This is a genomic window from Lautropia mirabilis (assembly GCF_900637555.1).
GTDB classification, from domain to species: Bacteria; Pseudomonadota; Gammaproteobacteria; order Burkholderiales; family Burkholderiaceae_E; genus Lautropia; species Lautropia mirabilis.
Window position 1 is genome coordinate 1,786,900 of the sequence record NZ_LR134378.1, and the last position, 22,386, is coordinate 1,809,285.

The 22,386-nt window shown below is 65.5% G+C and carries 21 protein-coding genes and 1 tRNA gene; 15 read left to right on the plus strand and 7 right to left on the minus strand.

The window, feature by feature from the left end:
• The first annotated feature begins 153 nt into the window (after positions 1–153).
• Together rpsO and pnp are read left to right on the plus strand one after the other, a co-directional pair.
• Entirely contained in the window at positions 154–423 is a 270-nt protein-coding gene (gene rpsO, locus EL249_RS07245) for a 30S ribosomal protein S15 (protein WP_005673418.1), read from the plus strand.
• Between the two features lie 123 nt (positions 424–546).
• Complete coding sequence (gene pnp, locus EL249_RS07250) at positions 547–2,661, plus strand: polyribonucleotide nucleotidyltransferase (protein ID WP_005673417.1); 2,115 nt, start codon at positions 547–549, stop codon at positions 2,659–2,661.
• A 296-nt stretch (positions 2,662–2,957) separates the two neighbouring features.
• On the opposite strand, the gene EL249_RS13745 is transcribed toward pnp, so the two are convergent.
• On the minus strand, positions 2,958–4,571 hold the full coding sequence (locus EL249_RS13745; protein WP_169311671.1) for a 3-hydroxyacyl-CoA dehydrogenase family protein: 1,614 nt from the start codon (positions 4,569–4,571) through the stop codon (positions 2,958–2,960).
• Positions 4,572–4,754: 183 nt separating this feature from the next.
• Between EL249_RS13745 and EL249_RS07260 the strand changes: the two genes are divergently transcribed.
• Positions 4,755–6,134, plus strand: a complete 1,380-nt coding sequence (locus tag EL249_RS07260; protein WP_083799483.1) for a Yip1 family protein — start codon at positions 4,755–4,757, stop codon at positions 6,132–6,134.
• A tRNA-Arg gene (locus EL249_RS07265) sits at positions 6,125–6,200 on the plus strand. Before EL249_RS07260 ends, EL249_RS07265 begins: the two co-directional genes overlap by 10 nt.
• Before the next feature lie 315 nt (positions 6,201–6,515).
• Here the strand turns inward: EL249_RS07265 and EL249_RS07270 are convergent.
• Together EL249_RS07270 and EL249_RS07275 are read right to left on the minus strand one after the other, a co-directional pair.
• Positions 6,516–6,875: a BrnA antitoxin family protein gene (locus EL249_RS07270; RefSeq protein ID WP_005673414.1), complete on the minus strand. Its 360-nt coding sequence runs from the start codon at positions 6,873–6,875 to the stop codon at positions 6,516–6,518.
• Complete coding sequence (locus EL249_RS07275) at positions 6,862–7,152, minus strand: BrnT family toxin (RefSeq protein WP_040531190.1); 291 nt, start codon at positions 7,150–7,152, stop codon at positions 6,862–6,864. Before EL249_RS07275 ends, EL249_RS07270 begins: the two co-directional genes overlap by 14 nt.
• Before the next feature lie 948 nt (positions 7,153–8,100).
• Here EL249_RS07275 and EL249_RS07285 point away from each other — a divergent pair.
• Positions 8,101–8,739 (plus strand): hypothetical protein, encoded by a 639-nt coding sequence (locus EL249_RS07285; protein WP_005673410.1) that lies wholly within the window; start codon positions 8,101–8,103, stop codon positions 8,737–8,739.
• Between the two features lie 155 nt (positions 8,740–8,894).
• Positions 8,895–9,266, plus strand: coding sequence for a dihydroneopterin aldolase (locus tag EL249_RS07290; RefSeq protein ID WP_040531188.1), 372 nt, complete (start codon positions 8,895–8,897; stop codon positions 9,264–9,266).
• On the opposite strand, the gene EL249_RS07295 is transcribed toward EL249_RS07290, so the two are convergent.
• The 4 genes from EL249_RS07295 to EL249_RS07310 all read right to left on the minus strand — a co-directional run bounded on the left by EL249_RS07295 (position 9,239) and on the right by EL249_RS07310 (position 13,726).
• Positions 9,239–10,906, minus strand: coding sequence for an ABC transporter substrate-binding protein (locus EL249_RS07295; protein ID WP_005673408.1), 1,668 nt, complete (start codon positions 10,904–10,906; stop codon positions 9,239–9,241). The two genes, EL249_RS07290 and EL249_RS07295, sit on opposite strands and share 28 nt — an antisense overlap.
• A 416-nt stretch (positions 10,907–11,322) precedes the next feature.
• The gene (locus tag EL249_RS07300; protein WP_005673405.1) at positions 11,323–11,823 is read right to left on the minus strand and encodes a dihydrofolate reductase; all 501 of its coding nucleotides are present in this window, start codon (positions 11,821–11,823) and stop codon (positions 11,323–11,325) included.
• The gene (gene thyA / locus EL249_RS07305; RefSeq protein ID WP_005673404.1) at positions 11,820–12,614 is read right to left on the minus strand and encodes a thymidylate synthase; all 795 of its coding nucleotides are present in this window, start codon (positions 12,612–12,614) and stop codon (positions 11,820–11,822) included. Before thyA ends, EL249_RS07300 begins: the two co-directional genes overlap by 4 nt.
• 197 nt (positions 12,615–12,811) lie before the next feature.
• On the minus strand, positions 12,812–13,726 hold the full coding sequence (locus tag EL249_RS07310; protein ID WP_005673402.1) for a type II secretion system protein N: 915 nt from the start codon (positions 13,724–13,726) through the stop codon (positions 12,812–12,814).
• A 187-nt stretch (positions 13,727–13,913) separates the two neighbouring features.
• Here EL249_RS07310 and gspG point away from each other — a divergent pair, with 187 nt between their 5' ends.
• From gspG to gspD, 9 genes are all read left to right on the plus strand, one after another.
• Positions 13,914–14,393, plus strand: a complete 480-nt coding sequence (gspG, locus tag EL249_RS07315; protein WP_005673401.1) for a type II secretion system major pseudopilin GspG — start codon at positions 13,914–13,916, stop codon at positions 14,391–14,393.
• Between the two features lie 64 nt (positions 14,394–14,457).
• On the plus strand, positions 14,458–14,922 hold the full coding sequence (locus tag EL249_RS07320) for a GspH/FimT family pseudopilin (protein ID WP_050781850.1): 465 nt from the start codon (positions 14,458–14,460) through the stop codon (positions 14,920–14,922).
• A 66-nt stretch (positions 14,923–14,988) separates the two neighbouring features.
• Positions 14,989–15,447: a type II secretion system minor pseudopilin GspI gene (gspI, locus tag EL249_RS07325; RefSeq protein WP_419178804.1), complete on the plus strand. Its 459-nt coding sequence runs from the start codon at positions 14,989–14,991 to the stop codon at positions 15,445–15,447.
• A 2-nt stretch (positions 15,448–15,449) separates the two neighbouring features.
• Positions 15,450–16,241, plus strand: a complete 792-nt coding sequence (locus EL249_RS07330) for a type II secretion system protein GspJ (RefSeq protein ID WP_005673398.1) — start codon at positions 15,450–15,452, stop codon at positions 16,239–16,241.
• Between the two features lie 5 nt (positions 16,242–16,246).
• The gene (gene gspK / locus EL249_RS07335; RefSeq protein WP_005673397.1) at positions 16,247–17,302 is read left to right on the plus strand and encodes a type II secretion system minor pseudopilin GspK; all 1,056 of its coding nucleotides are present in this window, start codon (positions 16,247–16,249) and stop codon (positions 17,300–17,302) included.
• On the plus strand, positions 17,299–18,531 hold the full coding sequence (gene gspL / locus EL249_RS07340) for a type II secretion system protein GspL (RefSeq protein ID WP_040529830.1): 1,233 nt from the start codon (positions 17,299–17,301) through the stop codon (positions 18,529–18,531). Before gspK ends, gspL begins: the two co-directional genes overlap by 4 nt.
• Before the next feature lies 1 nt (position 18,532).
• Positions 18,533–19,030, plus strand: coding sequence for a type II secretion system protein M (locus tag EL249_RS07345; RefSeq protein ID WP_005673395.1), 498 nt, complete (start codon positions 18,533–18,535; stop codon positions 19,028–19,030).
• A complete protein-coding gene (gene gspN, locus EL249_RS07350) occupies positions 19,020–19,874 on the plus strand; it encodes a type II secretion system protein N (protein WP_170169600.1) in 855 nt (284 codons plus the stop codon). The genes EL249_RS07345 and gspN overlap by 11 nt, the downstream gene beginning before the upstream one ends.
• Positions 19,871–22,384 (plus strand): type II secretion system secretin GspD, encoded by a 2,514-nt coding sequence (gene gspD, locus EL249_RS07355; RefSeq protein ID WP_005673393.1) that lies wholly within the window; start codon positions 19,871–19,873, stop codon positions 22,382–22,384. Before gspN ends, gspD begins: the two co-directional genes overlap by 4 nt.
• The last annotated feature ends 2 nt before the right edge of the window (positions 22,385–22,386 follow it).

A 22,386-nucleotide genomic window follows, 5' to 3' on the forward strand; every position in this document is an offset into this window, starting at 1 on the left:
TCGGGCTGGCGCATTTCAGGTTTGCGCCATCCCCGGGTATAATCCGCGCCGTCTGTCGAGGCCGCAACCGCGGCTTTCCTGACGGACGCAAGGTACCACGGCCCGCTTGCCAGGCGGGACCGCACGTCAACCCACTTTCTATAAAGGGAAATCATGGCACTGGAAGCCGCCGACAAGGCCAAAGTCGTTTCTGAATACCGTCGCGCCGACAACGACACCGGATCGCCCGAAGTGCAGGTCGCACTGCTCACCGCCCGCATCAACGGGCTGTCGCAGCACTTCAAGGATCACGTCAAGGATCACCACTCGCGCCGCGGTCTGCTGCGCATGGTCAGCCGCCGCCGCAAGCTGCTGGACTACCTGAAGCGCCGCGATCTCGACGCCTACCGTTCGCTCATCGAGCGGCTGGGTCTGCGCAAGTAATCGGCAAACAGCCACCACGGGATGCCCGCCACCGCGCGGGCATTCTGTTTTTCGGAATGCAAGGGCGAACCGTGCCGCCGGGTTAGCACGGGGAGTGGGCACCACGAGTGCAAGGAAAAATCGATGTTCGAGATCGCCAAGAAAACATTTCAGTGGGGCAACCACACGGTCACCCTGGAAACCGGGGAAATCGCCCGCCAGGCCAGCGGTTCGGTCCTGGTCACCATCGATGACACGATGGTGCTGGCCACCGTCGTGGCTGCCCGCGAACCCAAGCCGGGTCAGTCCTTCTTTCCGCTGACGGTCGACTATTTCGAGAAGTTCTACGCCGCAGGCCGCATTCCCGGCGGCTTCTTCAAGCGCGAGGGTCGCCCCACCGAGAAGGAAACCCTCACCGCCCGCCTGATCGACCGCCCCATCCGTCCGCTGTTCCCCGAAGGCTTCATGAATGAAGTCCAGGTGGTGCTGACGGTGCTGTCCAGCAACCCCGAGATCGATGCCGACATCCCCGCCATGATCGGTGCCTCGGCTGCCCTGGCCATCTCCGGCGTGCCGTTCAACGGCCCGGTCGGCGCCGCCCGCGTCGGCTACATCGACGGCCAGTACGTGCTCAACCCCTCGGCCTCGCAGCTGAAGGAATCCAAGCTGGATCTGGTCGTGGCAGGTACCGACCAGGCCGTGCTGATGGTCGAATCCGAGGCCTCCGAGCTGTCCGAGGACGTGATGCTGGGCGCCGTGGTCTTTGGCCACGAGCAGATGCAGACCGTCATCCAGGCCATCGAGGAGCTGGTCGAGGCCGGTGGCAAGGCCGAGTGGGAATGGACCGCCCCCGAGAAGAACACCGCGCTCATCGAGCGTGTGCACGGCCTGGCCGGCGACGCCATGCGCGACGCCTACAAGCTGCGCGTCAAGCAGGAGCGCTCCCAGCGCATCAAGCAGATCGAGGCCGATGTTCAGGCCCAGCTGGCTGCCGAAGAGAATCCCCCGGCTGCCACCGAGGTTGGCGACATCCTGTTCGAACTGCAGTCCAGCATCGTGCGCAACCAGATCCTGTCCGGCGAGCCCCGCATCGACGGCCGCGACACCCGCACCGTGCGCCCCATCTCCATCCGCACCGGCGTCCTGCCGCGTGCTCACGGCAGCGCGCTGTTCACCCGCGGTGAAACCCAGGCGCTGGTCGTGGCCACGCTGGGTACCGCCCGTGACGAGCAGATCATCGACGCGATCACCGGTGAATACCGTGAGCGCTTCATGATGCAGTACAACATGCCGCCGTATGCCACCGGCGAGACAGGTCGCATCGGCACGCCCAAGCGCCGTGAAGTTGGCCACGGCCGCCTGGCCAAGCGCGCCATCACCGCGCTGGTGCCCTCGCAGGAAGACTTTGCCTACTCCATCCGCCTGGTTTCCGAGATCACCGAGTCCAACGGTTCGTCGTCGATGGCTTCGGTCTGCGGCGGCTGCCTGGCGCTGATGGACGCCGGCGTGCCCGTCGAGCGGCACGTGGCCGGCATCGCCATGGGCCTGATCAAGGAAGGCAACAAGTTCGCTGTCCTCACCGACATCCTGGGCGACGAAGATCACCTGGGCGACATGGACTTCAAGGTGGCCGGTACCGAGCAGGGCGTCACCGCGCTGCAGATGGACATCAAGATCCAGGGCATCACCCGCGAGATCATGCAGGTGGCGCTGGCCCAGGCCCGCGAGGCCCGCATGCACATCCTGGGCAAGATGCAGGAAGCCATCCCGGCCGCCCGCACCGAGCTGTCGGACTTCGCTCCGCGCATGTACCAGATGAAGATCAACCCCGAGCGGATCCGTGACGTGATCGGCAAGGGCGGTGCCACCATCCGTGCCATCACGGAAGAAACCGGCACCACCATCGACATCCAGGACGACGGTTCCATCACCATCGCTGCCGTCGACGCCGAGGCCGCACGCCGCGCCCAGCAGCGCATCGCTGACCTCACCGCCGAAGTCGAGATCGGCAAGATCTACAACGGTACCGTGCTCAAGATCCTCGAATTCGGCGCCATCGTTCAGGTCCTGCCGGGTCGCGACGGCCTGCTGCACGTCTCCCAGATTGCCCAGGAGCGCGTCAACAAGGTCGAGGACTACGTGAAGGAAGGCCAGTCCGTCCGCGTCAAGGTCATCGAGGCCGACGACAAGGGCCGCCTGCGTCTGTCCATGAAGGCCGTGGCTATCGAAGAGGCCAACCAGTCGGGCGAAGGCGCCTGATGCGCTGAGCCATCAGACAGGAGCCCGTCAGCCGGGCGCCGTCATGGCCTCATCACGGGCTGCCTGATATTCAGGCGGCCCGTTTGTTTCTGGAAGCCTCTGCGGTGCCGCTTGGGTCAGCCAGCATGGCCTCTGGCAACATGATGACCAGCCGCCAGCCGCCAGCCGCCAGCCGCCAGCCGCCAGCCGCCAGCTGCCAGCCGCTGACAGCGCACTTATGCAAACAGCCCCGTCTCCTTGCGGAGTCCGGGGCTGTTTCGTTGCTGCCCGCAAGTACGGGCTGCGGCGTGCCTTGATCAGGCCTTCAGCAGCTCGCGCCAGTTGGCGGGCAGCGCAAAGCGCTGGCCATAGCGCTCGACCAGCTCGGCAGCACGGCGCTCCACCTCATCCGCATCCAGCGCCCGCAGTGCGGCCAGCGGGGCAGAGGCCGTGTCAGCCCACAGATCGGCACCGCGTGCTGCCACGTCGGCCGTCGCTGCCGAGGGCAGGGCGCGGGCCTTCAGGCTGTTCAGCAGCTCCACCCATACGATGTAGCGCAGTCGGTCGCGCACGTCGTCGGCCGGCAGCTTCACGCTGCGTCGCAGGAAGGCCGACAGCCCCGACCACAGGTCCGGATCCTCGTCCTCGTCGTCGTAATAGTCATAGAAGCCACTGCCAGCCGCGCGTCCCTTGCGCTGGAAGCCATGCGCCATCTTCTCCATGGCATAGGCTGCTTCTTCCGTCAGCACAGGCCAGACAGCCGACTCCGCCGCGCCATGTGCATGCCCGTGATCGTGGTCATGGTGATCATGCGCATGGTCGTGGCCATGATGGTGATCATGTGCGTGATCGTGATCATGATGATGTCCGTGCCCATGGTGGTGATCATGGTCATGCCCATGATGGTGTCCATGATCGTGGCTGTGGCTGTGGTCGTGCTCATGGCTGTGGCCCAGATCGTCCTCCAGATCGTGTTCATCGTGGGCCTGCGCTGCGGCCTTGGCCGCACAGGCGCAAGCGCAGCCGGATTCCGCCTTGGCCGGTTTCTCGTCGGCCGAGTGGGCCTTGGTGGCCTGCGGGCGCTTCACCTCGTGTCCGGACAGGGCAGCGGATTCCGCTTCACCCTGGTCATGCCCGCAGCCATGTGCATGATCGTGGTCATGATGGTGACCATGGTGGTGCTCATGTGCATGTTCATGATGATGCCCATGCTCGTGCTCGTGCTCGTGCTCGTGGTGGTGCTCATGCCCATGGTCATGCCCATGTTCGTGGTGGTGCCCATGCGCATGCGCATGCCCATGATGATGCCCATGTTCATGGCTGTGGCCATGATCATGTCCATGGTCATGTCCGCATCCACAGCCATGCTCGCCCAGGCTCTGGTGGTAGAGCTGGTCCGTCACCTCCAGCCCCTCCTCATCCAGCAGCGCCAGCGGGCCAGCACGGTAGCCGGCTGCTGTGCCGGCCGCCTCGATCTCCTGTGCCGCCACGCCTTCTCCCAGCAAGGCCAGCCCCTCGTTGAAATAACCATGGCGAACGCGGTCGATCACCAGACCCGCGCGGGCCGGTGTCAGCGTCAGCGCCAATCCCAGCTGAACCAGCAGGTCGGCCGCATCGCTCACCAGCTTTTCGGACTGCTCGGGCAGCACCACCAGCTCGGCTGCGTGCGGCAGGTGGAAACGCACCGCCACATGGCCGGGCGCCACATGCTGAAACCAGTGGGCGTCAGCCGTGGCCGGCACGGATTGCAGCCGGACGCGAATGCCACCGCCGCCCCCCGGGGCGCTCTGCGCCGCCTCACCGCCTGCAGTCCCATCCGAGGGCTCCAGTAGCAGGCCGCAGGTGGATGCCAGGGGCAGCAGGGCCTGGAAAATACCTGCTGAATCCAGCAGTTGCAGGGAAGGGGGGGCAGGTTGTCTGGGGGTGCTCATGATGGAATCCATCGGCCCGAAGGCGCGAGATGTTGGTGAATGACAACAGGAAGGTCAGCGAGGGCGCCTCATCGGGCGGTACTGACGAATTGGCACATTGTATTTGTTGACCGCTTGTACGGCTGACGGTTCTAATGTTGTAAATCGTGCAAGGAAATAGTTCTTTCCTACGCTTCCAACCAGATGAAACGTGATCCGGCCGGTCCTCCGACCCTGAAACTGCCTCGACGCCTGTTTCGGCTGTTCACGTCGCCCCTGTCCGAGTGGCAGCAGATCGACCGGGAAGATGTCCCGCTGCGCCGTCTGTACGTGGGCTGGCTGTTGCCTCTGGTGTTACTGGTCTGGCTCAGCCTGGTTTTCGGTCAGCACCTCTACGACGATGCGCCCGTGCTGCATCATCCGCAGCGACTGACCAAACTGCTGGTGCTGCTGGGCGGTGGCAGCCTGGCCTTCTTCGTGCAGTTCACCCTTCTGGCACTGGTCACACAGCTGTGCGCGCCCCGGTTCGGTGGAACCCGCCATCTGCGCAAGGCCTTTGCCGTCGTCGGCTACGCCATGGCCGGCCTCCTGGTGGCAGCCGCACTCCAGCCGCTGCTGATGTCGCTCTTTCCCCTGCTGATGGTGCTGGGCGGCGGCTGGTCGGTCTACCTGCTGCTGGGTGGCATGCCCGCATTGCTGAAAGTGTCGCCTCGTGGCGGACGCATCCTCAGCGGCATCGTCGTCGTGCTTTTCCTGCTGACCAACATGCTGCTGCGCCCCCTGGCTGACCGGGTCTGGGAAAGCATGGTGCCGCCGGAGGCCGTACCCGCCATCGTCGGCGCCGAAGGGCCCGCCTTGAGCCAGGGTGATGGCCGCGTGCTCGTGCCTATCGAGAAAATCCAGCAGGCCGATCGCAATCTGGACGAGGCCGCCCGCGAGGCTGGCAGCGCCAGCGCCCGCAACGACTCCCTGGCAGCCGCACAGGCCGCGCGTGATGCAGCCACCGCCCTGGCGGCCACTGTCACCGGTGGACAGGAGCGTGTACCGCTCACGCCGGCCCAGCTCTCCGAGTGGTTCCCCAGCGAGATCCTGGGACTGAAGCTGCAGTCCCTGCAGATCGAACCGTGGGGCGGCGTGTCGTCCCGCGCCGTCATGGCCCATGGCATCTACGGCCGCCAGGGCGGTACCGAACTGGATCTGCGTCTCATCGACCCGGCCAGCGCTGGTGCCTTGCTGGCCCAGTCCGCTGCCACCGGTGCCCAGGGCCACAAGGAAAGCGAGACGACCGCCACCATCGAACGCAGCTACCGCGAAGGCGCCCGCAGTGTCTCGGAACTGCGCTGGAAGGACTCCAACCGCATCGAGATCGGCTATGTGCTGGCCAACGGCGTGCGCCTCACCGCCCAGGCCAGCGCCATCGATGCCGCCGCCCTGCACGATGCCATCCGCAAGCTGCCCCTGGACGTGCTGGAGCGCAACCGCATGGTGCCTGTGGAAAGCCTGCCAACGGCCACCAAGCCTTCCCCCGCCGTTCCCGACACCCCACCGACACATCCGGTACAATCGGGCACCACGCCTCCGTAGCTCAGTGGATAGAGCATCCCCCTCCTAAGGGGAGGGTCGCACGTTCGATTCGTGCCGGAGGCGCCATTCCTTTGTGCGTCAACAACGGTGCCCCTCAAGCAACAACAATACAGGGCGCTGTCTCTCACGTCCGCGCCGGACACCTTCAACGCATTCCAATCCCGCAACCGTACAGCCGCCAGGTGGCGCTGCCCTCCAATTGCTTCCGACGCAAGCCCTGCCGGCAGGAAAGACCAGTGGGAGCAACTGAGAATGGCGGGCCCAACTGTGCGGTTGAAGATTGACAGGCGGCACGTCGTTGATGTGGCCTGCCCGCTGCCGAACCTGCCGCCTCAGGCAGATGCCAGCCGCCTCATATCGCCGATCTGGGCGCCGATCCCTTCAGACATTGGCGTCAGCACGTTCGCCCTGAGCAGCGGCTGGCGTGGCCTGCGAGGTGGCAGGCTGCTGCAGGTCGCGCAGCATCGCCTCACGCAAGATGGCGTTGATGCGGGTCTGGTAGCCCTTGCCGTCACGCTTGAGCCAAGCCATGACATCCTTGTCGATACGGATTGATGTCTGGGTCTTGATAGGACGGTAGAAGCGGCCGCGCTCGGCGTCAGCCCAGTCTGCCGGGTCTTGTGCCGGGATGTCGCTGTAGTCGATCTCGCTGTCGGGGCGCTCGGCCAGGGTGCGCAGCTCCGCAATCCGCTCCGGCGAGAGCGGTGGCAGGTCGTCCAGGGTGACACTAACCGTTTTCATAGATTCTCCGTTCCTTTCGGTCTGCACGACGAGCACTGATGATGCGCACGACCTCAATGCCTGCTTCGTCATCCCACAGCGTGTGGGCCACCAGAAGCAAGGTAAAGCCACCGACTGCGCCAATGGTCTGCCAGCGTTGCTCGCCGTTCTCGATGCGATCCTGGCGTGTAACGGCCATTGGATCGGCGAAGACGCAAACGGCCTCCTCAAAGGAAATGCCATGCTTGCGCAGGTTGCTGGCGGCTTTGGCTGGATCCCAAGTGAAGCGCTGACGCATGGTCATTGTAACCCGTTTTTGTATATACAAATGCTAGCGGTACTTGTCTCGGGAAAGCAAGACCTTCGTCTCGTGGAGAGCGGGAAGGCAGCATGGCTGTCTCTCGTAAGCACGGTTGGCAGGAAGAATGCCGGGAGCAACTGACGAATGGCGGGCTCGACTGTGCGGTACGGCACACCGTTGGGCAGCACAGGATGCAGCTCTCAGGCCAGGTCGGGCGCAATGCCCGCATGCTGCAAACCGTCGCGGAGCGTGTGCATGCAGAACAAGCCATCCAAGGCAGCTCGTGAGCTGCACAAGGCGACAAAAAGGGCTCGAAAAGCAAGAAAGCAGATCGAGCTTGATCTGGCCCGGTGGGCGCGGTGGCAGCTCATCCGCTATTTCATGTGGGCGTTGGTGTTCTGCCTAGGGGGAGTCATATCTTTAGCGATACTTTTGGGATGGTGGCGGTGGATATTCCACACTGCCTAACGGCTGAAGCATGAACAACGTCACCCCTACGGCTGCGGGCCGACAAGTGGCCGTCTATCCGTCAGTAAGGACGTTCGGTTGGCTGTTCGTACAATCTCATGGGTAGTCTTTTCAAAGACGGGGGCAACATGCTCAGGCGGATCTGGCAAAAACTGGTAGCCCTTAATCACTGCAGGGACATCTACGGAGAGGACACGCTGGTGACCCAGGGCATTCAGCTGACTGTCGGGTTGCTGACAGCCTACGGGATCCTTAAGTTCATCGGCCTGTGGGACGCAGTGTTTCACTGAGAAAGGGCTGCCTCAGTGCGCCGGCGTGGATTTCAACGCACCCCAAGGTCCCTGGAAAATGCTGCAGCCTGTGAAGAATCTCACGGTGCTGCCATTCTGACCTCATTCCACTCTGCAGGACGCGTGTACCCTTCCGGGAGGCTTGCCCTGACTGAACGGGTCAGCCAGCGCCGAGACTGGAGACTTCATGGCACAGCTGCGCATCACGGCGGGCGGAATCTGGAAGGCGTTTTACTGGACGCTTGCAGGGGCTGCATTCTGGTTTGTCTATGACGGTGTACAGCACCCCGAAAAATTTGACGACAAGACACTGCCGCCCTCTGCAGTCGAGAACAGACTGCCAGGTGGGGCGTTCCGCGCCAACCTTCCCGAGGTATCGCTGAACTACACGGGGGCTGTCGCAGATATCGAGAATCCGGTCATCGACCCGGCCACCGGGCTGAGGCGGATCTGGGGGCCCTGGGGTATAGGCGCAAGAGAGTTCGAGACATGGACCTCCTACGACCAGGTGTATGCCTTCAGGCTGCAGGAGCGCATGCATGACGATCTGCTGAAGGGCAAGTCGGTTGGCCTGCTTTCCGGCAAGGTGATTGAGCCGGGCGACATTCCCGCCAAGTCAGGAATGGGCAACGGCATCAACGAGCGGCTACTGGAGCAACTGAGGCGCCAGTCCTTCGAGGAATGCAAGGTCATCCAGCAGCACTGGATATTTGCGGAGCGGTGGGGCATTGCCGAAGGCGGGAACATGACCGAGCTTCGCCGCCTGGCCGCCGAATGCCAATACTGGCTCTCGGAGTACCTGAGAAAAGGACTGGACAAGCCGTGACGGCCAGTCTCCAGCCATCACCCCCGGAATGCTAGAATCGCCGCCCGTCACAGCCCATTCGCCGTCGGCATCCTGCCGGGTATCATGGCGCATGGCGGCCCCCTGCCTTGGAGGGGATGCACGTTCACCGTGCCGGAGGCGTCATCATTTCTTCCATGCCTGAAACCTCGCCCCACATCTTCCTGCAGGGTCTCCTCGTCGAGTCGCTGATCGGTGTCTACCCGCAGGAACGGCACGCGCCCCAGCCGCTGTCCATCGATGTGGCTGTGGGGCTGCCCTCCACGGCAGCTTTCCTGTCCGACAACTTCCAGGACACGGTCGACTACGCCGCCGTGGCTGATCTCATCCGCCAGGAGGCAGCGGCCCAGCGCTTCCAGCTGCTGGAGCGCATGGCGCACCATCTCTGCCAGGCCATCGTCACGCGTTTTCAGGCCCCGTGGGTGCGCATCAGCATCGTCAAGCCTGGCATCGTGCCCGGGGCCCAGGCCGTGGGGGTCAGCTATTTGTTCCGTGCGCCGGCGGGCTGATTCCTGCCCGCCCTGTCCGGGGCCGCGGGGGCGGTGTCACTGACGCCCGCACGCCGCCCGGTCACGATCACGAAGCGCATTTCGGGCCGTTCGCTGGGCGGTACCACCAGCGATATCGAGCGTTGCATCACCCAGGCACGCATGGCGTGGGCCAGCGGCAGATAGTAGGACTGGGTCTTCACGATCTCCAGCGCCTGCTGCAGCAGCCCCGTGCGCTTGATGGGGTTGTTCTCGTAGCGGGCCTGGTCAATGAGCCTGTCCAGTTTCGGGTCGCTGATGCGCGCCGCGTTGTAGGTGCCATCCACCTTGTCGGACCGGGTGTAGGCCAGCGACAGCAGGTTCTGGAGGGCGTCAAAATCGGGGCTGCCCCAGCCCAGCATCCACAGGCTGCTGTCCAGGGTTTCCAGCTTGGGCACCAGACTGGCAAAGGGCAGGCTGTTGATCTTCACGCGGATGCCGATGCGGGCCCACATCGGGACCAGCGCCTCGCAGATTTGCTGGTCGTAGGCGTAGCGGTTGTTGGGGCAGTCCAGCGTCACCTTGAAGCCGGCCCCATGGCCGGCCTGAGCCATCAGTTGCTGGGCCTGGCGCAGGTTGGTGGCCTCGCGGCGGTCCAGCGCCTCGGTCCAGCCGTTCACGCCGGGCGCCACGATGGTGCCGGCCGGCTGGTACATGTTGCCACTGATGCGCATCAGCGTGCGCTCGTTGATGGCCAGCGCCATGGCGTGCCGCACCCGCTGGTCGCGGAACGGGTTGCCCATGCCGGTGTGGCCGTACCGCAGCGAATCCGAGAACTGGTCCATCCCGATCAGCAGCGTGCGCTGCGACACGTCGGTATGCACCTGCAGCCCGGGGAGGCGCTTGAGCGCCGGGATGCGCTGGCCAGGCAGGTCGGTCACCAGGTCCACCTCGCCCTGTTCCAGGGCGCGCAGCCGGTCATCGTCGGAGGCAATGGCCTGGTAGATGACGGGATCGGCATTGCCCGGGAAACCGCCGGTATTCCACCAGTCCGGGTTGCGGTCCAGGTGCAGTGGCTGGCCAGGGGCCCAGCCCTCGGCCACGCGATAGGGGCCGGTGCCGTTGGCGTTTCGGGTGGCATAGCCACTGCCCCCGGGCTTGGAGGCCAGTACGGCCTCGGCACGGTGAGTGCGGCTCCAGCGCCGGTTCATGATTCGTGCATCGGTCAGGATACGCGGCAGCAGCGGCATCGGCTTGTCCAGCACGATGTCGACGGTGTGCTCGTCGATGCGTCGCACGCTGCGCACGCCGGCCAGCATGGTACCCAGCGTGCTGCCGGCGCCTTTCAGGCGTTCCAGCGAGAACTGCACGTCTTCGGCCGTGAGCGGGCTGCCGTCATGAAAGCGCACGCCCTGGCGCAGGTGGAAGCGCCAGATGACCGGGGTGAGCAGTTCCCAGCGCTGGGCCAGCGCCGGTTCGACCTCCAGCCCGCCCGAGTAGCGGGTCAGCGACTCGTAGACGTGCTGCAGCACGGCCTGGACTTGCGGATGGGCCTGCGCATGCGGATCCAGCGAGGTGATCTCGGTCTGGGCCGCCCAGCGCAGCGTGGCCGCGCTGGCGGGCAGGGCAGCTCCCATCAGCCCGGCCAGCAGCAGGACACGGCAGGTCCGGCGCAGCCGCATGGACCATCCCGTGGGCACTGAAGCCCGAGGCTGGGGCGGACCTGCAGGGCAAACCCGGTCAGGGTGCTCAAGGGCCGTTCCTTTCAGGCGCAGGCACCCCTTGCCGTGGCGCTTGCCGGCGAGCGGTGACACCTGGACCTGTGTGGCGCGCGTCGTCATGAAAGGTTGCCCATGATTGCAATGTGTGGAGACGGCCCGGATCCCGTTCCGGCGGAGCGCTAGCACATGCCAGCGTTTCCTTATGTGTCTCTCATGTTGCAATTTAGCATGTTTGTCCAGAAATCGTGGTTTGATAGCGGACACACAGCGTTTTGGGCCCTGTCCATCCTCAGGATGTTGCCATTCTTTGCAAACAGCGGCGCGCAGCCGACAGGGGCAACCAGGGAATGGACAGGTGGGCAGAAGCTGCCCGGGGGCTAGGCTTCCGCCTGACGACGCCGGTATTCGATGAACGCGTACGCCACGCCGTCCTGGCTGGTGCCGTTCTCGCGCGATACTTCCTGCCACTGGGCGGGGTCGGGGGCAGCCAGCCAGGCGTCGCCGGGCGGGTCCAGGGCGATCTCGGTCAGCAGAAGCCGGTCGGCCTGTGACCAGGCCTGCTCATAGATCTGCGCCCCGCCCATCACCATGATCTCGTCTTCGGTCGCGTGACGCGCAACGGCCTCGTCCAGGCTGGCGGCCAGTTCCACGCCCTCGGGCAGCGTCAGCGACTGGCGGCTGATCACCACCATGCGACGGCCCGGCAGCGGGCGTCCGATGGACTCCCAGGTCTTGCGGCCGAGCAGCACCACGTGACCCATGGTCTGCTGGCGAAAGTGCTTCAGGTCCTCGGGCAGGTGCCAGGGCATCCGGTTCTGGTGGCCGATCACGCCATTGCGGGCACGAGCGGCGATCATCGTCAGGCTGGGCTTGCTCATACCGCGATCGGCGCCTTGATGCCCGGCCACGGGTCGTAGTCCTCAATGACGAAGTCCTCGAAGCGGTAGTCGAAGATGGATTCGGGACGGCGCGCCAGCTTCAGCCGGGGCAGGGCGCGCGGCGTGCGTGACAGCTGCAGTCGGGCCTGGTCCAGGTGGTTCAGGTACAGGTGGCAGTCACCGCCGGTCCAGATGAACTCGCCGGGCTCCAGATCGGTCTGCTGCGCCACCATGTGGGTGAGCAGCGCATAGGACGCGATGTTGAAGGGCACGCCCAGGAAGATGTCCGCGCTGCGCTGATAGAGCTGGCAGGAAAGCCGGCCTTCAGCCACGTAGAACTGGAAGAGCGCGTGGCAGGGCGGCAGCGCCATGTGCGGCAGCTCACCCACGTTCCAGGCCGAGACGATCAGCCGGCGCGAATCGGGCGAGCGGCGGATGTCCTCGACGACGCGGCTGATCTGGTCGATGTGCTGGCCGTCAGGGGTGGGCCAGCTGCGCCACTGCGCGCCGTACACCGGTCCCAGGTTGCCCTCTGCGTCGGCCCATTCGTCCCAGATGGTGACGCCGTTGTCGCGCAGGTAGCCGATGTTGGTATCGCCCTTCAGAAACCACAGCAGCTCGTGGATGATGGAGCGGGTGTGCAGCTTCTTGGTGGTGAGCAGCGGAAAGCCGTCAGCCAGCGGAAAGCGCATCTGATGACCGAAGACTGACAGCGTGCCGGTGCCGGTGCGGTCTTCCTTGCGCACACCGTGCGTCAGCACGTGGTCAAGCAGGTCGAGATAGGTCTTCATGGGGTTTCGCCAGACAGGGAACCCCGCATTCTAAAGGAGGCTGGGCGTAAAGGAACCCGCGCCGCGAGCCCCTTGCGACGTGTCCCCTGGCAGGGAAGGTGCCGGGGCTTCGGGCTTCCGCCGTCCAGGTCTGGGGGCTGCACAAGGGTGGCTGACCCACCATTTCAGGGAGGGAGACGGGCTCGTGGCCCGCTCCGTCAGCGGGACGAGGCGCGTCCCGAGCCCTGCTGCAGTGCGTTCAGCGCAGCGGCCTGCTCCTCGGGGGTCAGCCCGTCCAGGCTGCCGAGCTGGTCGCCGCCGGGCATCACATCCTCCAGCTCGGGCGCCACGCCGTCCTGCATGTTGGCGTCATCACCCCCATAGGGCAGATCGCCGCCGTTGTCCTGCATGTCCAGGCCAGGGCGGGCCATGCCGGGCGAGGGCGACATCGGATAGGCGCCAGCGGCATTCATGCCCTGCATGTCGCCCTGCATCTGGCCGCTGCCATCGTCCATCATGCCGTCGGCCGGAGCGCCCATGTCTCCTTCGCCGGGCGCCATGCCATCGGGCGCATAGCCGCCGGCGTAGGGGTCATGCGCGCCCGAGCCGGCAATGCCGTCTTCGCCATCACCGCTGCCTTCGGCCGGCTCGATGCCTTCAGGCATGCCCCCTTGCGGCAGGCGGGAGTTCCCCGCGTTGCTGGTGAGGACATCAAGGCTGTAGCGGGCCGGGGCGGGAAACTCGATCTTCCGGCCGTTGTGGTCGATGATCACCTTGTCATCCAGCACGGCCTTCAGCACCGAGCCGTTGCCCAGCTTCTGGTTGACGGCGTAGGCGGCCACCGGACGCTCGTTGATGCCCAGCACCGCCACACCCCGTGCGCCGGCCTGCAGCACGCCCAGCACCTTCACATCGATGGGAGGCGGGGCGGTATCGACCGTTTCCGTGTTGCGTGCACCAAACAATTTGCTGGCAATCGGTAAAGGTGGGCGATTGTTGTCACCGATTGCATCATCGGGCGCAATGGCGCCGCGCGGCGCCAGCAATTGCATGGCCCAGTAGGTGACGATGCTGACCAGCAGCAGGAAAAGCAACAGCGAAAGCAGTCGGATGACGGCAGAGGAACTCCGCATGGTGAGGTCGTCTCAAGGAATGGGGCGTAACGCCGTGCGCCCGGAGGCGCAGACAGTGGCTGCTATCATACAAGCCAGTTACGGCAGAGGAAGAATCTGCTTCAATCGTCCGATGTTAAAACCACCCAGGACACTCTGCGAGAAAAACGCTGGTATGAAAACACGTGTCTCCGCACCGACGGCAAACATGACCGACACACGGTTGGCCGCAGTCTCTTCGGCACCGCGCCTGCAAGCCGCCCGCGGCAGCCGGCGTCGCACCCATGGTTTCACCCTCATCGAACTCATGGTGGTGGTGATGATCCTGGGCGTGCTGGCAGCGCTGGTGGTGCCGCGCTTCATGTCGCGGCCCGACGAGGCCCGCGCCGTGGCCGCCAAGGCCGACATTGCCGCCATCATGCAGCAGCTCAAGCTGTACCGCCTGGACAACGGCCGCTATCCCACCACCGAGCAGGGGCTGGATGCGCTGGTCAACCGTCCCACCTCCGGGCCCTCGGCCAAGAACTGGAAATCCTATCTGGACAAGGCGCCGGTCGACCCTTGGGGCAAGCCCTACCAGTACCTGAATCCGGGCGTGCACAGTGAGATCGACGTGTTCTCCTACGGCGCCGACGGCGTGGCCGGTGGCGAGGCGGGTGATGCCGACATCGGCAGCTGGGATCTCTGACGAGGCCCCGGTGGCGCCCGTCGCTGAGGGATGGGCGCCTGCCGTCATGTCGCGCAGGCAGTGCATGCGCCGCGCACGCGGCTTCACGCTCGTCGAGCTGATGGTGGCACTCATCATCATCGGTGTCGTGTTGTCGATGACGGTCATTTCCGGTTCGCCCAGTCCGCTGCGCGCCCTGGAAACCGATGCCGAACGCCTCAGCCAGCTGTTTTCGCTGGCGCGCGAGGAAGCCCAGATCCGCGGTGCCCCCATCCGTTTCGAGAACACCCGGGACCGTTACCGCTTCATCATCTTCAAGGACAGGCAATGGCGTCCCATCGAAGATGACACACATCTGCGCGCTCGTCAGTGGGAAAGCCCCACTCGGGTACGTGTGGAGAAGGCGGACGGTTCGGATATGCTGGAATTCGGACGTGACATGATCGAACCACCCTTTCGCGTGATCCTCACGCGCGATGCGGGTTCCGTCGAGATACACGCCAACGGGCTGGGCATCTTCGAGGTGCAGCGCCAGCCGCCTTCGCAGTAATTCATCCCTGCCACCTCTGCTTGCGCCCCTCGCGGGGCGTTTCGTTTCTGATCGATGCCCCTTTTCTTGCAGCCCACCATTTTCAGTAGGTCCGCGTGCCTGTCCGACAGGACGGGCAGGGCTGCACACCGGGGCTTCACCCTCATCGAGGTGCTGGTGGCGCTCACCATCATCTCCATCGCGCTCATGGCCTCGCTGCGGGCCGTGGGCTCCATCACGGCCAGCTCGGCCGATCTGCGTGCCCGCACGCTGGCCCAGTGGAGCGCCGAGAACCGTCTGACCGAGATCCGCGTGCGGCATGAGTTCCCCGCCGTGGGGCGTCGCAATTTCGACTGCCCGCAGGGTGACCTGACGCTTCTCTGTCAGGAAGATGTCTACACCACGGCCAACCCCAATTTCCGCCGCATCGAGATCCAGGTCTTTGATCCCGCCCAGAGCGGGCAGACCGTGGGCGGTTCGCGCGAAGGCGGGCGGCTGGCACGGCTGCTGGGCTTTGCCGTGGTCGACAACAACACGGCGCGCTGACCATGATGCTGCGCACCTTGCCCCGTTCGTCGCGCCGTGCTGCCGGCTTCACGCTCATCGAGCTGCTGGTGGCGGTGGCGCTGCTGGCCATTCTGGCCGTGCTCAGCTGGCGTGGGCTGGATGCCGTCATCCAGAGCCGCGAGCGGCTGGTGACCGAATCCGACGAGCTGCGTTCGCTCACGCTGGCGCTGGCGCAGCTGGAAGAAGACCTGCTGGGTACCTGGCCGGTGAAGAACCTGGGAGGCGGCATCCGCCCCATCCGCGTGGTGCAGGACCAGGGCGGGGCCGGTGGCGCGGCCTCGCAATCGATGATGCTGGTGCGCGAGATTGCCCGCACCGGGCGCGCCACGCGCCTGCAGCGGGTGGTCTACCAGGTGCGCGATGGCCGGCTGGAGCGCGGCTTCAGTGAATGGCAGCACAGCGCCGGCTCCGGCGGCCAAGTAGGTGGTGCGGTGCAGTCGCTCATCTGGCAGCCCATCCTCATGGACGTGCGTTCGATGCGTGTGCGCGGCTGGGTCAACAACAGCTGGATGGGCGGCAGCCAGCTGCAGGCCTACACCAGCCGGAACAACGAGAGTGGGGGCCAGGACAAGAACGACCCCTACGGCAACAGCGCCTATCCCAATCTGCCGGCCATCACGCCCACCACGCCGCCTGAAGTGGCCGAGAACATCCGGGCTGCCCGACGCATTGCCGACGAACAGCAGGACCGGATGGGGCTGAGCGGCATCGAGGTGCTCATCGAGCGCACCAATGGCCAGCGCTTCCTGCGCATCTACTCCATCCGGGATTGATCGCCATGACCCGTCCCGTTCCTGTCTTCCTTTCCGGTTTTACCCGCACGCAGCGGGGGGCCGCCATCGTCACTGCGCTGCTGGTGGTGGCGCTGGCCACCGTCATTGTCTCCTCGCTCTTCTACCGCGAGAGTGTGGCCATCCGCTCCATCGAGAACCGCGCCACGCTGGCGCAGACACGCTGGATCGAGCGTGCCGTCATCGACTGGGCCAAGGTGATCCTGCGCAACTCGCACCGTGACTACGACTGGTCCGGCTCCATCTGGGCCACGCCGGTGGCCGAGACGCAGCTGGACGAGACCGTCACCGGCGGTGCGAAGGTGGGCGATTCCTCGCGCCAGGCCATGCTGGCTGGTCGCATCCGTGACGCGCAGGCGCGCTTCAATGTCAACGCCCTGGTAACGCAGGATGCGGGCAGCACCAATACCCAGAACAGGCAGTCTGGCAACAATGGCCAGTCGGGCAATAATGGCAATCCCCGCAACAACGCCACGAATGCAGAAAATGCCGATGTCTCGGTGGCGCACGTCGTGGCGTTCAAGCGACTGATGGGCATCCTGTCGCTGCCCGAGAATCTGGTGGACCGGATCCTCACGCGCGTGCGCAAGGTCGCAGCGCAGAAGCGTCAGGGCCGCAGTGGCGGCGAGGACTGGGTGATGCCACTGCAGCGTTTCGACGATCTGCGCGACCTGCCTGGCTTCTCGGACGAGGTGATGAGAAAGCTCGAGCCGCACGTGACCGTCCTGCCGAGCGACGCACGTACCGTCAACCTCAACTCGGCCACGGCCGAGGTGCTGGAAGCGGTGGCGCGCACCTGGAACCCGGCATCGATCCGCAGCTTCATCGCGAACCGGGACGTGGCCCCGGCGCGAAACCTGTCGGATCCGGCGCTGGGACTTGTTGCAAATAGCCCACTCGACACGACGCTTGTCGCGGTGAAGTCGGATTATTTCATCGCCGACGGCATCATTCGCTACGACCGCGTCGAATCTGAAACCCAAACCCTGCTCAAGCGCCTCGATACGGGGGGTGTACTGGTGATATGGCGTCACAGCAATTGAAACGGCATCAGGCCGTCATCTGGTTACCGCCGCGCAGCGCCGGCGAAGCCGTCCTCAGCAGTGGACGGCCGGTGTTCCATGCGCAGATCGGCGGTGACGACGAGTCCGAGCGCCGTCTCGTGTCGCTGGAGGCGCTGGAAGGCGTGCGCCAGGTGTGGCTGATCGCCGATGCGCGGGACGTGGCGCTGATCACCGCACCGGTGCCGCCCCTGTCGGGCAAGCGCCTGAAGCAGGCGCTGCCCAACGTCATTGAGGAATACGTGCTGCAGGATCCGGCGCGCTGCCTGATCGTGCCCGGCCCCGTGCTGCCCGATGGCCAGCGGGTCATCGGCGTCATCGACGCGCACTGGGTCGATGCCGTGCTGATGGCCTTCAAGACGGCCGGCATCCGCGTCGAGGCCCTCTGGCCGGGGCAGCTGGTACTGCCCTGGGAAGAGGGCAAGTGGACGGTGCTCGTCTCGGACGACAGCCTGACGGTGCGCACCGGCGAATGGAGCGGTACCGGCTGGGCGGCGGGCGAGAGCGAATCCGCCCACCGCGAGACTGCCAGCGCGCTGCTGTCGGGCAAGCTGATGGGGCCGCCCCCACCGCGCGTCAACGTCTGGCTGGGACAGCAGGAATGGCGCTCGCCCATGAAGGTGGCGGCCATTCCGTCAGACACCAAGCTTGATTTCATGTCGGTGCCGCCGGTGCGCAATGCGCCGCTCGATCTGCTGGCTGCGCGCAACGCCGGTCTCAAGACCATGCTGTCGCGCATCGACTGGCGGCTGTGGAAGGGCGTGGGGGCGCTGGCGGGCGCCGTGCTGGCCGCGCTGGTGGTGGGCATCAACCTGCAGTGGCTGCAGATGCGTGCCGAGGCCTCCGGCCTGCAGAACGCCATCCGTGCGCGCTTCCACGATGCCTTCCCCAATGCCGCCATGGTGGATCCGGTGCTGCAGATGCGCCGCAACATCAACGACCTGCGCCTCAAGAGCGGTCGCCCGGGGCCGGATGACTTCGTGCCGCTGCTGGCGCGCTTTGCGCAGGCCGTGGGCGAGCGGGGGCCCGGTACCATCGAGGCACTGGAGTTTCGCGAGGGCACGATGAAGATCCGCTTCGTCGACGAGGTGGGCAGCAACGACACGATGCGTGAGGCCCTGGTGCAGGATGCCGCGCGTCTGGGGCTCTCGCTCACCTTCGACAACCCGCGGGATCCCACCGCGCGACTCACTCCGCAGGGAGGCCGCTGACATGCTGGAGAACCTGTTGCAGAAATGGGCGTCGCTGGCGCCCCGCGACCGGCGGATGCTGATCATCGCCGGCTGCTTCCTGCTGGTCATCATCTTCTGGCAGGTGCTGCTGGAGCCGGCCTGGGTGGGCCGCCAGCGCCTGCAGAAGACGCTGCCCACACTGCGCGCCGACCTGGCGCAGATGGATCACATGGCAGGCGAGGCACGTGAGCTGGCCAATGCCGCCGACGCGCCGGCCGAGACGGTGGCGCAGGTGACGGTGCGCCTGGAGCAGTCGCTGCTGGCGCGCGGCATGGACAAGGACGCGGCCAAGGTGCAGGCGCAGGGCGACATCATCGAGGTGCGCTTCCACCAGGCCCCGTTCGAGAACTGGATTTTCTGGCTGGATGCGGCCGTGCGCGAGACGCGCACCCGCATCGTCGACCTGTCGGTCACCCGCGAATCCCCGGGAGTATTCAGTGGCCGTCTGGCCTTGGAGATGGCACGCCGTGGCAAATGATTCCCGTCGATCCAAATCGGTGAAGCCGACCTGGTTCGGCCCCTGGAGCAAAGGCCGCATCGCCCTGTGGACCGTGCTGAGCCTGCTGGTGGCGCTGGTGACGGCGCTAGTGCTGGCGCCGGCCTCCATGGCGGACTGGGGCCTGAAGGTGGCCACGCATGGCCGGGTTCGCCTGGCCGATGCCAGCGGCTCGATCTGGCATGGCCAGGGCAAGGTGGTGCTGGTGGATGTGGCCGCGCTGGCCACGCGCGAGCGTGACAAGCCCGATGCCGTGCTGCCGCTGCCGGGCGTGCTGGTTCCGGGCACCATCCGCTGGGACATCCAGGTACTGCCGCTGCTCATCGGTCGCGTGCAGGTGCTGGCTCGCCATGACAGCATGGCGCAGCCCGTCGAGATTTCCGGTAGCTTTGCAAGACCGCGCTTTTCTGCCGGCAGCATCCGTCTGCCCAATGTCAGCCTGTCGCGTCTGGGTTCGCCCTGGAGCACCGTGCAGCCCACGGCCTCGCTGGCGCTGTCCTGGGAGCCGTTCGAGATCGTCAACGGCAAGGCCAACGGCGTGGCTTCCATCGAACTGCGTGACGTAGCCTCGGCCCTCACGCCCGTGCGGCCGCTGGGTGCCTACCGGCTGGACATTGACGGCCGTCAGGCCGACACGATGCTGAACATGTCATCGATCGAAGGCCCGCTGCGTTTGAGCGGGGAAGGTGTTTTCAATCCGAGTCACGGACTGCGTTTCACTGCCTGGGCAGAAGTCGACGAGTCTGAACGTCTGAAGCTGGCGCCCCTGGTTCGCTTGCTGGGGCGGCAGGAAGGGACTCGTACCATGATCAAGATAGGAGCATGAAGTTGCGCCATTCGTCCAAACTCCTGGCCCAGGCCCTGCTGGTGGCGGCCACGGTACCGGCCCTTGCGGCGCCGGCCCAACCGCCTGCACGCAAGGTCACTACCGGTCAGATCAACCTCAATTTCAAGGATGCCGAGGTCGATTCGGTCATTGGCGCCTTCGGCCATCTGCTCAACAAGTCCTTCGTGATCGACCCGCGCGTGCGCGGCAAGATCTCGCTGGAGACGCCGCGCCCGGTCAACCGTGCGCAGGCCTTCGCGCTGCTCAAGACCGTGCTGCGTCAGCAGGGCTTTGCCATTGTCGATCTGGGTGACCTGTACAAGGTGGTGCCCGAGGCCGATGCCAAGCTCCAGTCCGGCCCCGTGGAGATCGGCGCCGCGTCCGCGCGTGACGGCGACGAGGTCATCACCCAGGTGTTCCAGCTCAACCACGAATCGGCCAACAACATGATTCCCGTGTTGCGGCCGCTGGTTTCGCCCAACAACACCATCACGGCCTTCCCGGGCAACAACACGCTCATCATCACCGACTACGCCGCCAACCTGAAGCGGCTGTCCAAGGTCATCGCCACGCTGGACAGCCCGCGTCCGGCGGCCGAGGTGCAGGTGGTGGTCATCAAGAACTCCATCGCCAGCGACATCGCCGTGGCCGTGTCCAAGCTGATGGACGAAGGCAACCGGGGCGGTGGGGGCGGACCGGGTGCCGGTTCCGATCCCAGCCAGCGCGTGGTGGTGATGGCCGATCCGCGCACCAACTCGGTGCTCATCCGCAGCGCCAATGCCTCCAAGCTGACGCTGGCCCGTTCGCTGGTGGAACAGCTGGACCGGCCCGCCAACGCCGACCAGGCCAACATGCGCGTGGTCTACCTGAAGAACGCCGAGGCCACCAAGCTGGTGGAGGTGCTGCAGGCCGTGCTGTCGGGTGAATCGAACGGCAGCAGCGGCAGTTCGGACAGCAGCTTCGGCAGCAGCCGTAGTCGCAACAGCGGTGGCAGCATGTTCGGTGACAGCGGCTCGTCCTCGTCGGGCCTGTCCTCGTCCTTCGGCGACAGCGACAGCAGCAGCGGTGGCGGTCTGGGCAGCCAGAGCGGCATCAACCGCGAACGCGGCAACCAGGGACCGACGTCCATCAAGGCGGGCGGCGCCATCATCGCGGCCGACCCGGCCACCAACTCCCTCATCATCACCGCGCCCGAGCCGGTCTACCGCAACATCCGCGGCGTCATCGACCAGCTCGACAGCCGCCGTGCCCAAGTCTACATCGAGTCGCTGATCGTCGAGGTCAAGGCCGACACGGTGTCCGAGATGGGCATCCAGTGGCAGTTCGGCACCAGCCGACCCGGCCAGAATTCCGTGGTGGGTGGCACCAACTTCAGCAGCGGCGGCAGCAACATCCTGTCCGTCACGCAGAACCCGGCCGCGCTGGCCGCGGCGGGCGGTCTGAACGTGGGGGTGGTGCGCAATGGCGTGAGCCTCTTCGGTCAGACCTTCCTGAACCTGGGCCTGCTGGCCCGGGCGCTGGAGGCCGAGACGAACAGCAACATCCGCGCCACGCCGAACCTGCTCACGCTCGACAACGAGGAGGCGCGCATCATCATTGGCCAGAACGTGCCCTTCGTCACGGGCCAGTACGCCACCACCAACAACACCCTGTCCAGCCCGTTCCAGACCATCGAGCGCAAGGACGTGGGTACCATGCTGCGCGTGCGGCCGCAGGTCTCCGAAGGCGGCACCGTCAAGATGGAGATCGCCCAGGAGATCTCCGCCGTCGTCGACACCACGCAGTCGGCCGGCATCATCACCAACCGTCGCGCCATCGATTCCAACGTGCTGGTCGACGATGGTCAGATCGTCGTGCTGGGTGGCCTGATCGAGGACACCGTGGAGGGTGGCATCAGCAAGGTGCCGCTGCTGGGCGACATTCCGGGGCTGGGACGTCTGTTCCGCTATGACAACCGCAAGCGCGTCAAGACCAACCTGCTGATCTTCCTGCGTCCGGTGGTGCTGCGCAGCGCCGACCAGGCCTGGGACGTCACGGCCAACCGTTACGACTACATCAACCAGCGCAGTCAGGATGCACGCATGCCCACGCCGTTCGGCATGGTCGACGTGAAGCAGCCCGAGCTGGATCCGCTGCCGCCGCGGCCGGGTACGCCCAACGCCAGACGCGTGCCGCCGGCGCGCGAGCCGAGCCTGATGCCGGGTGCAGCCGAAGAGGCCAAGAGCCTGGGCGTGGTGCCGGCCAACTCGCTGCGTGCCCCGCAGCCCGACATGTCCAGCCTGATGAACACGGCGCCGCGTTCCCGCCAGGTCCGTCGTGGCAACGGCGAGGATGCACGCCGGAGCGTGGCCAACGATGGTCGGCAGCAGCCTGTCCCGGCCGTGCGTACTACCGGCAGCTTCCGTTCGCTGGACGATGCGGTGCGTGCCCAGCAGCAGGCCGCACGCCCGCAGAATGCCACGCCTGAGCCCGTGCAGCTGCGCAACCAGGTCGAAGTGAACGTAGATTGAGA

Coding starts and splice junctions, on each gene's coding strand:
- EL249_RS07310 (WP_005673402.1), bottom strand. CDS start 13,726: ATGCGGAGTTCCTCTGCCGTCATCCGACTGCTTTCGCTGTTGCTTTTC.
- EL249_RS13745 (WP_169311671.1), bottom strand. CDS start 4,571: ATGAGCACCCCCAGACAACCTGCCCCCCCTTCCCTGCAACTGCTGGAT.
- EL249_RS07270 (WP_005673414.1), bottom strand. CDS start 6,875: ATGAAAACGGTTAGTGTCACCCTGGACGACCTGCCACCGCTCTCGCCG.
- EL249_RS07300 (WP_005673405.1), bottom strand. CDS start 11,823: ATGAGCAAGCCCAGCCTGACGATGATCGCCGCTCGTGCCCGCAATGGC.
- gspG (WP_005673401.1), top strand. CDS start 13,914: ATGACCGACACACGGTTGGCCGCAGTCTCTTCGGCACCGCGCCTGCAA.
- EL249_RS07260 (WP_083799483.1), top strand. CDS start 4,755: ATGAAACGTGATCCGGCCGGTCCTCCGACCCTGAAACTGCCTCGACGC.
- EL249_RS07330 (WP_005673398.1), top strand. CDS start 15,450: ATGATGCTGCGCACCTTGCCCCGTTCGTCGCGCCGTGCTGCCGGCTTC.
- thyA (WP_005673404.1), bottom strand. CDS start 12,614: ATGAAGACCTATCTCGACCTGCTTGACCACGTGCTGACGCACGGTGTG.
- EL249_RS07295 (WP_005673408.1), bottom strand. CDS start 10,906: ATGCGGCTGCGCCGGACCTGCCGTGTCCTGCTGCTGGCCGGGCTGATG.
- EL249_RS07320 (WP_050781850.1), top strand. CDS start 14,458: ATGCGCCGCGCACGCGGCTTCACGCTCGTCGAGCTGATGGTGGCACTC.
- gspD (WP_005673393.1), top strand. CDS start 19,871: ATGAAGTTGCGCCATTCGTCCAAACTCCTGGCCCAGGCCCTGCTGGTG.
- rpsO (WP_005673418.1), top strand. CDS start 154: ATGGCACTGGAAGCCGCCGACAAGGCCAAAGTCGTTTCTGAATACCGT.
- EL249_RS07345 (WP_005673395.1), top strand. CDS start 18,533: ATGCTGGAGAACCTGTTGCAGAAATGGGCGTCGCTGGCGCCCCGCGAC.
- EL249_RS07275 (WP_040531190.1), bottom strand. CDS start 7,152: ATGCGTCAGCGCTTCACTTGGGATCCAGCCAAAGCCGCCAGCAACCTG.
- gspK (WP_005673397.1), top strand. CDS start 16,247: ATGACCCGTCCCGTTCCTGTCTTCCTTTCCGGTTTTACCCGCACGCAG.
- EL249_RS07285 (WP_005673410.1), top strand. CDS start 8,101: ATGGCACAGCTGCGCATCACGGCGGGCGGAATCTGGAAGGCGTTTTAC.
- pnp (WP_005673417.1), top strand. CDS start 547: ATGTTCGAGATCGCCAAGAAAACATTTCAGTGGGGCAACCACACGGTC.
- EL249_RS07290 (WP_040531188.1), top strand. CDS start 8,895: ATGCCTGAAACCTCGCCCCACATCTTCCTGCAGGGTCTCCTCGTCGAG.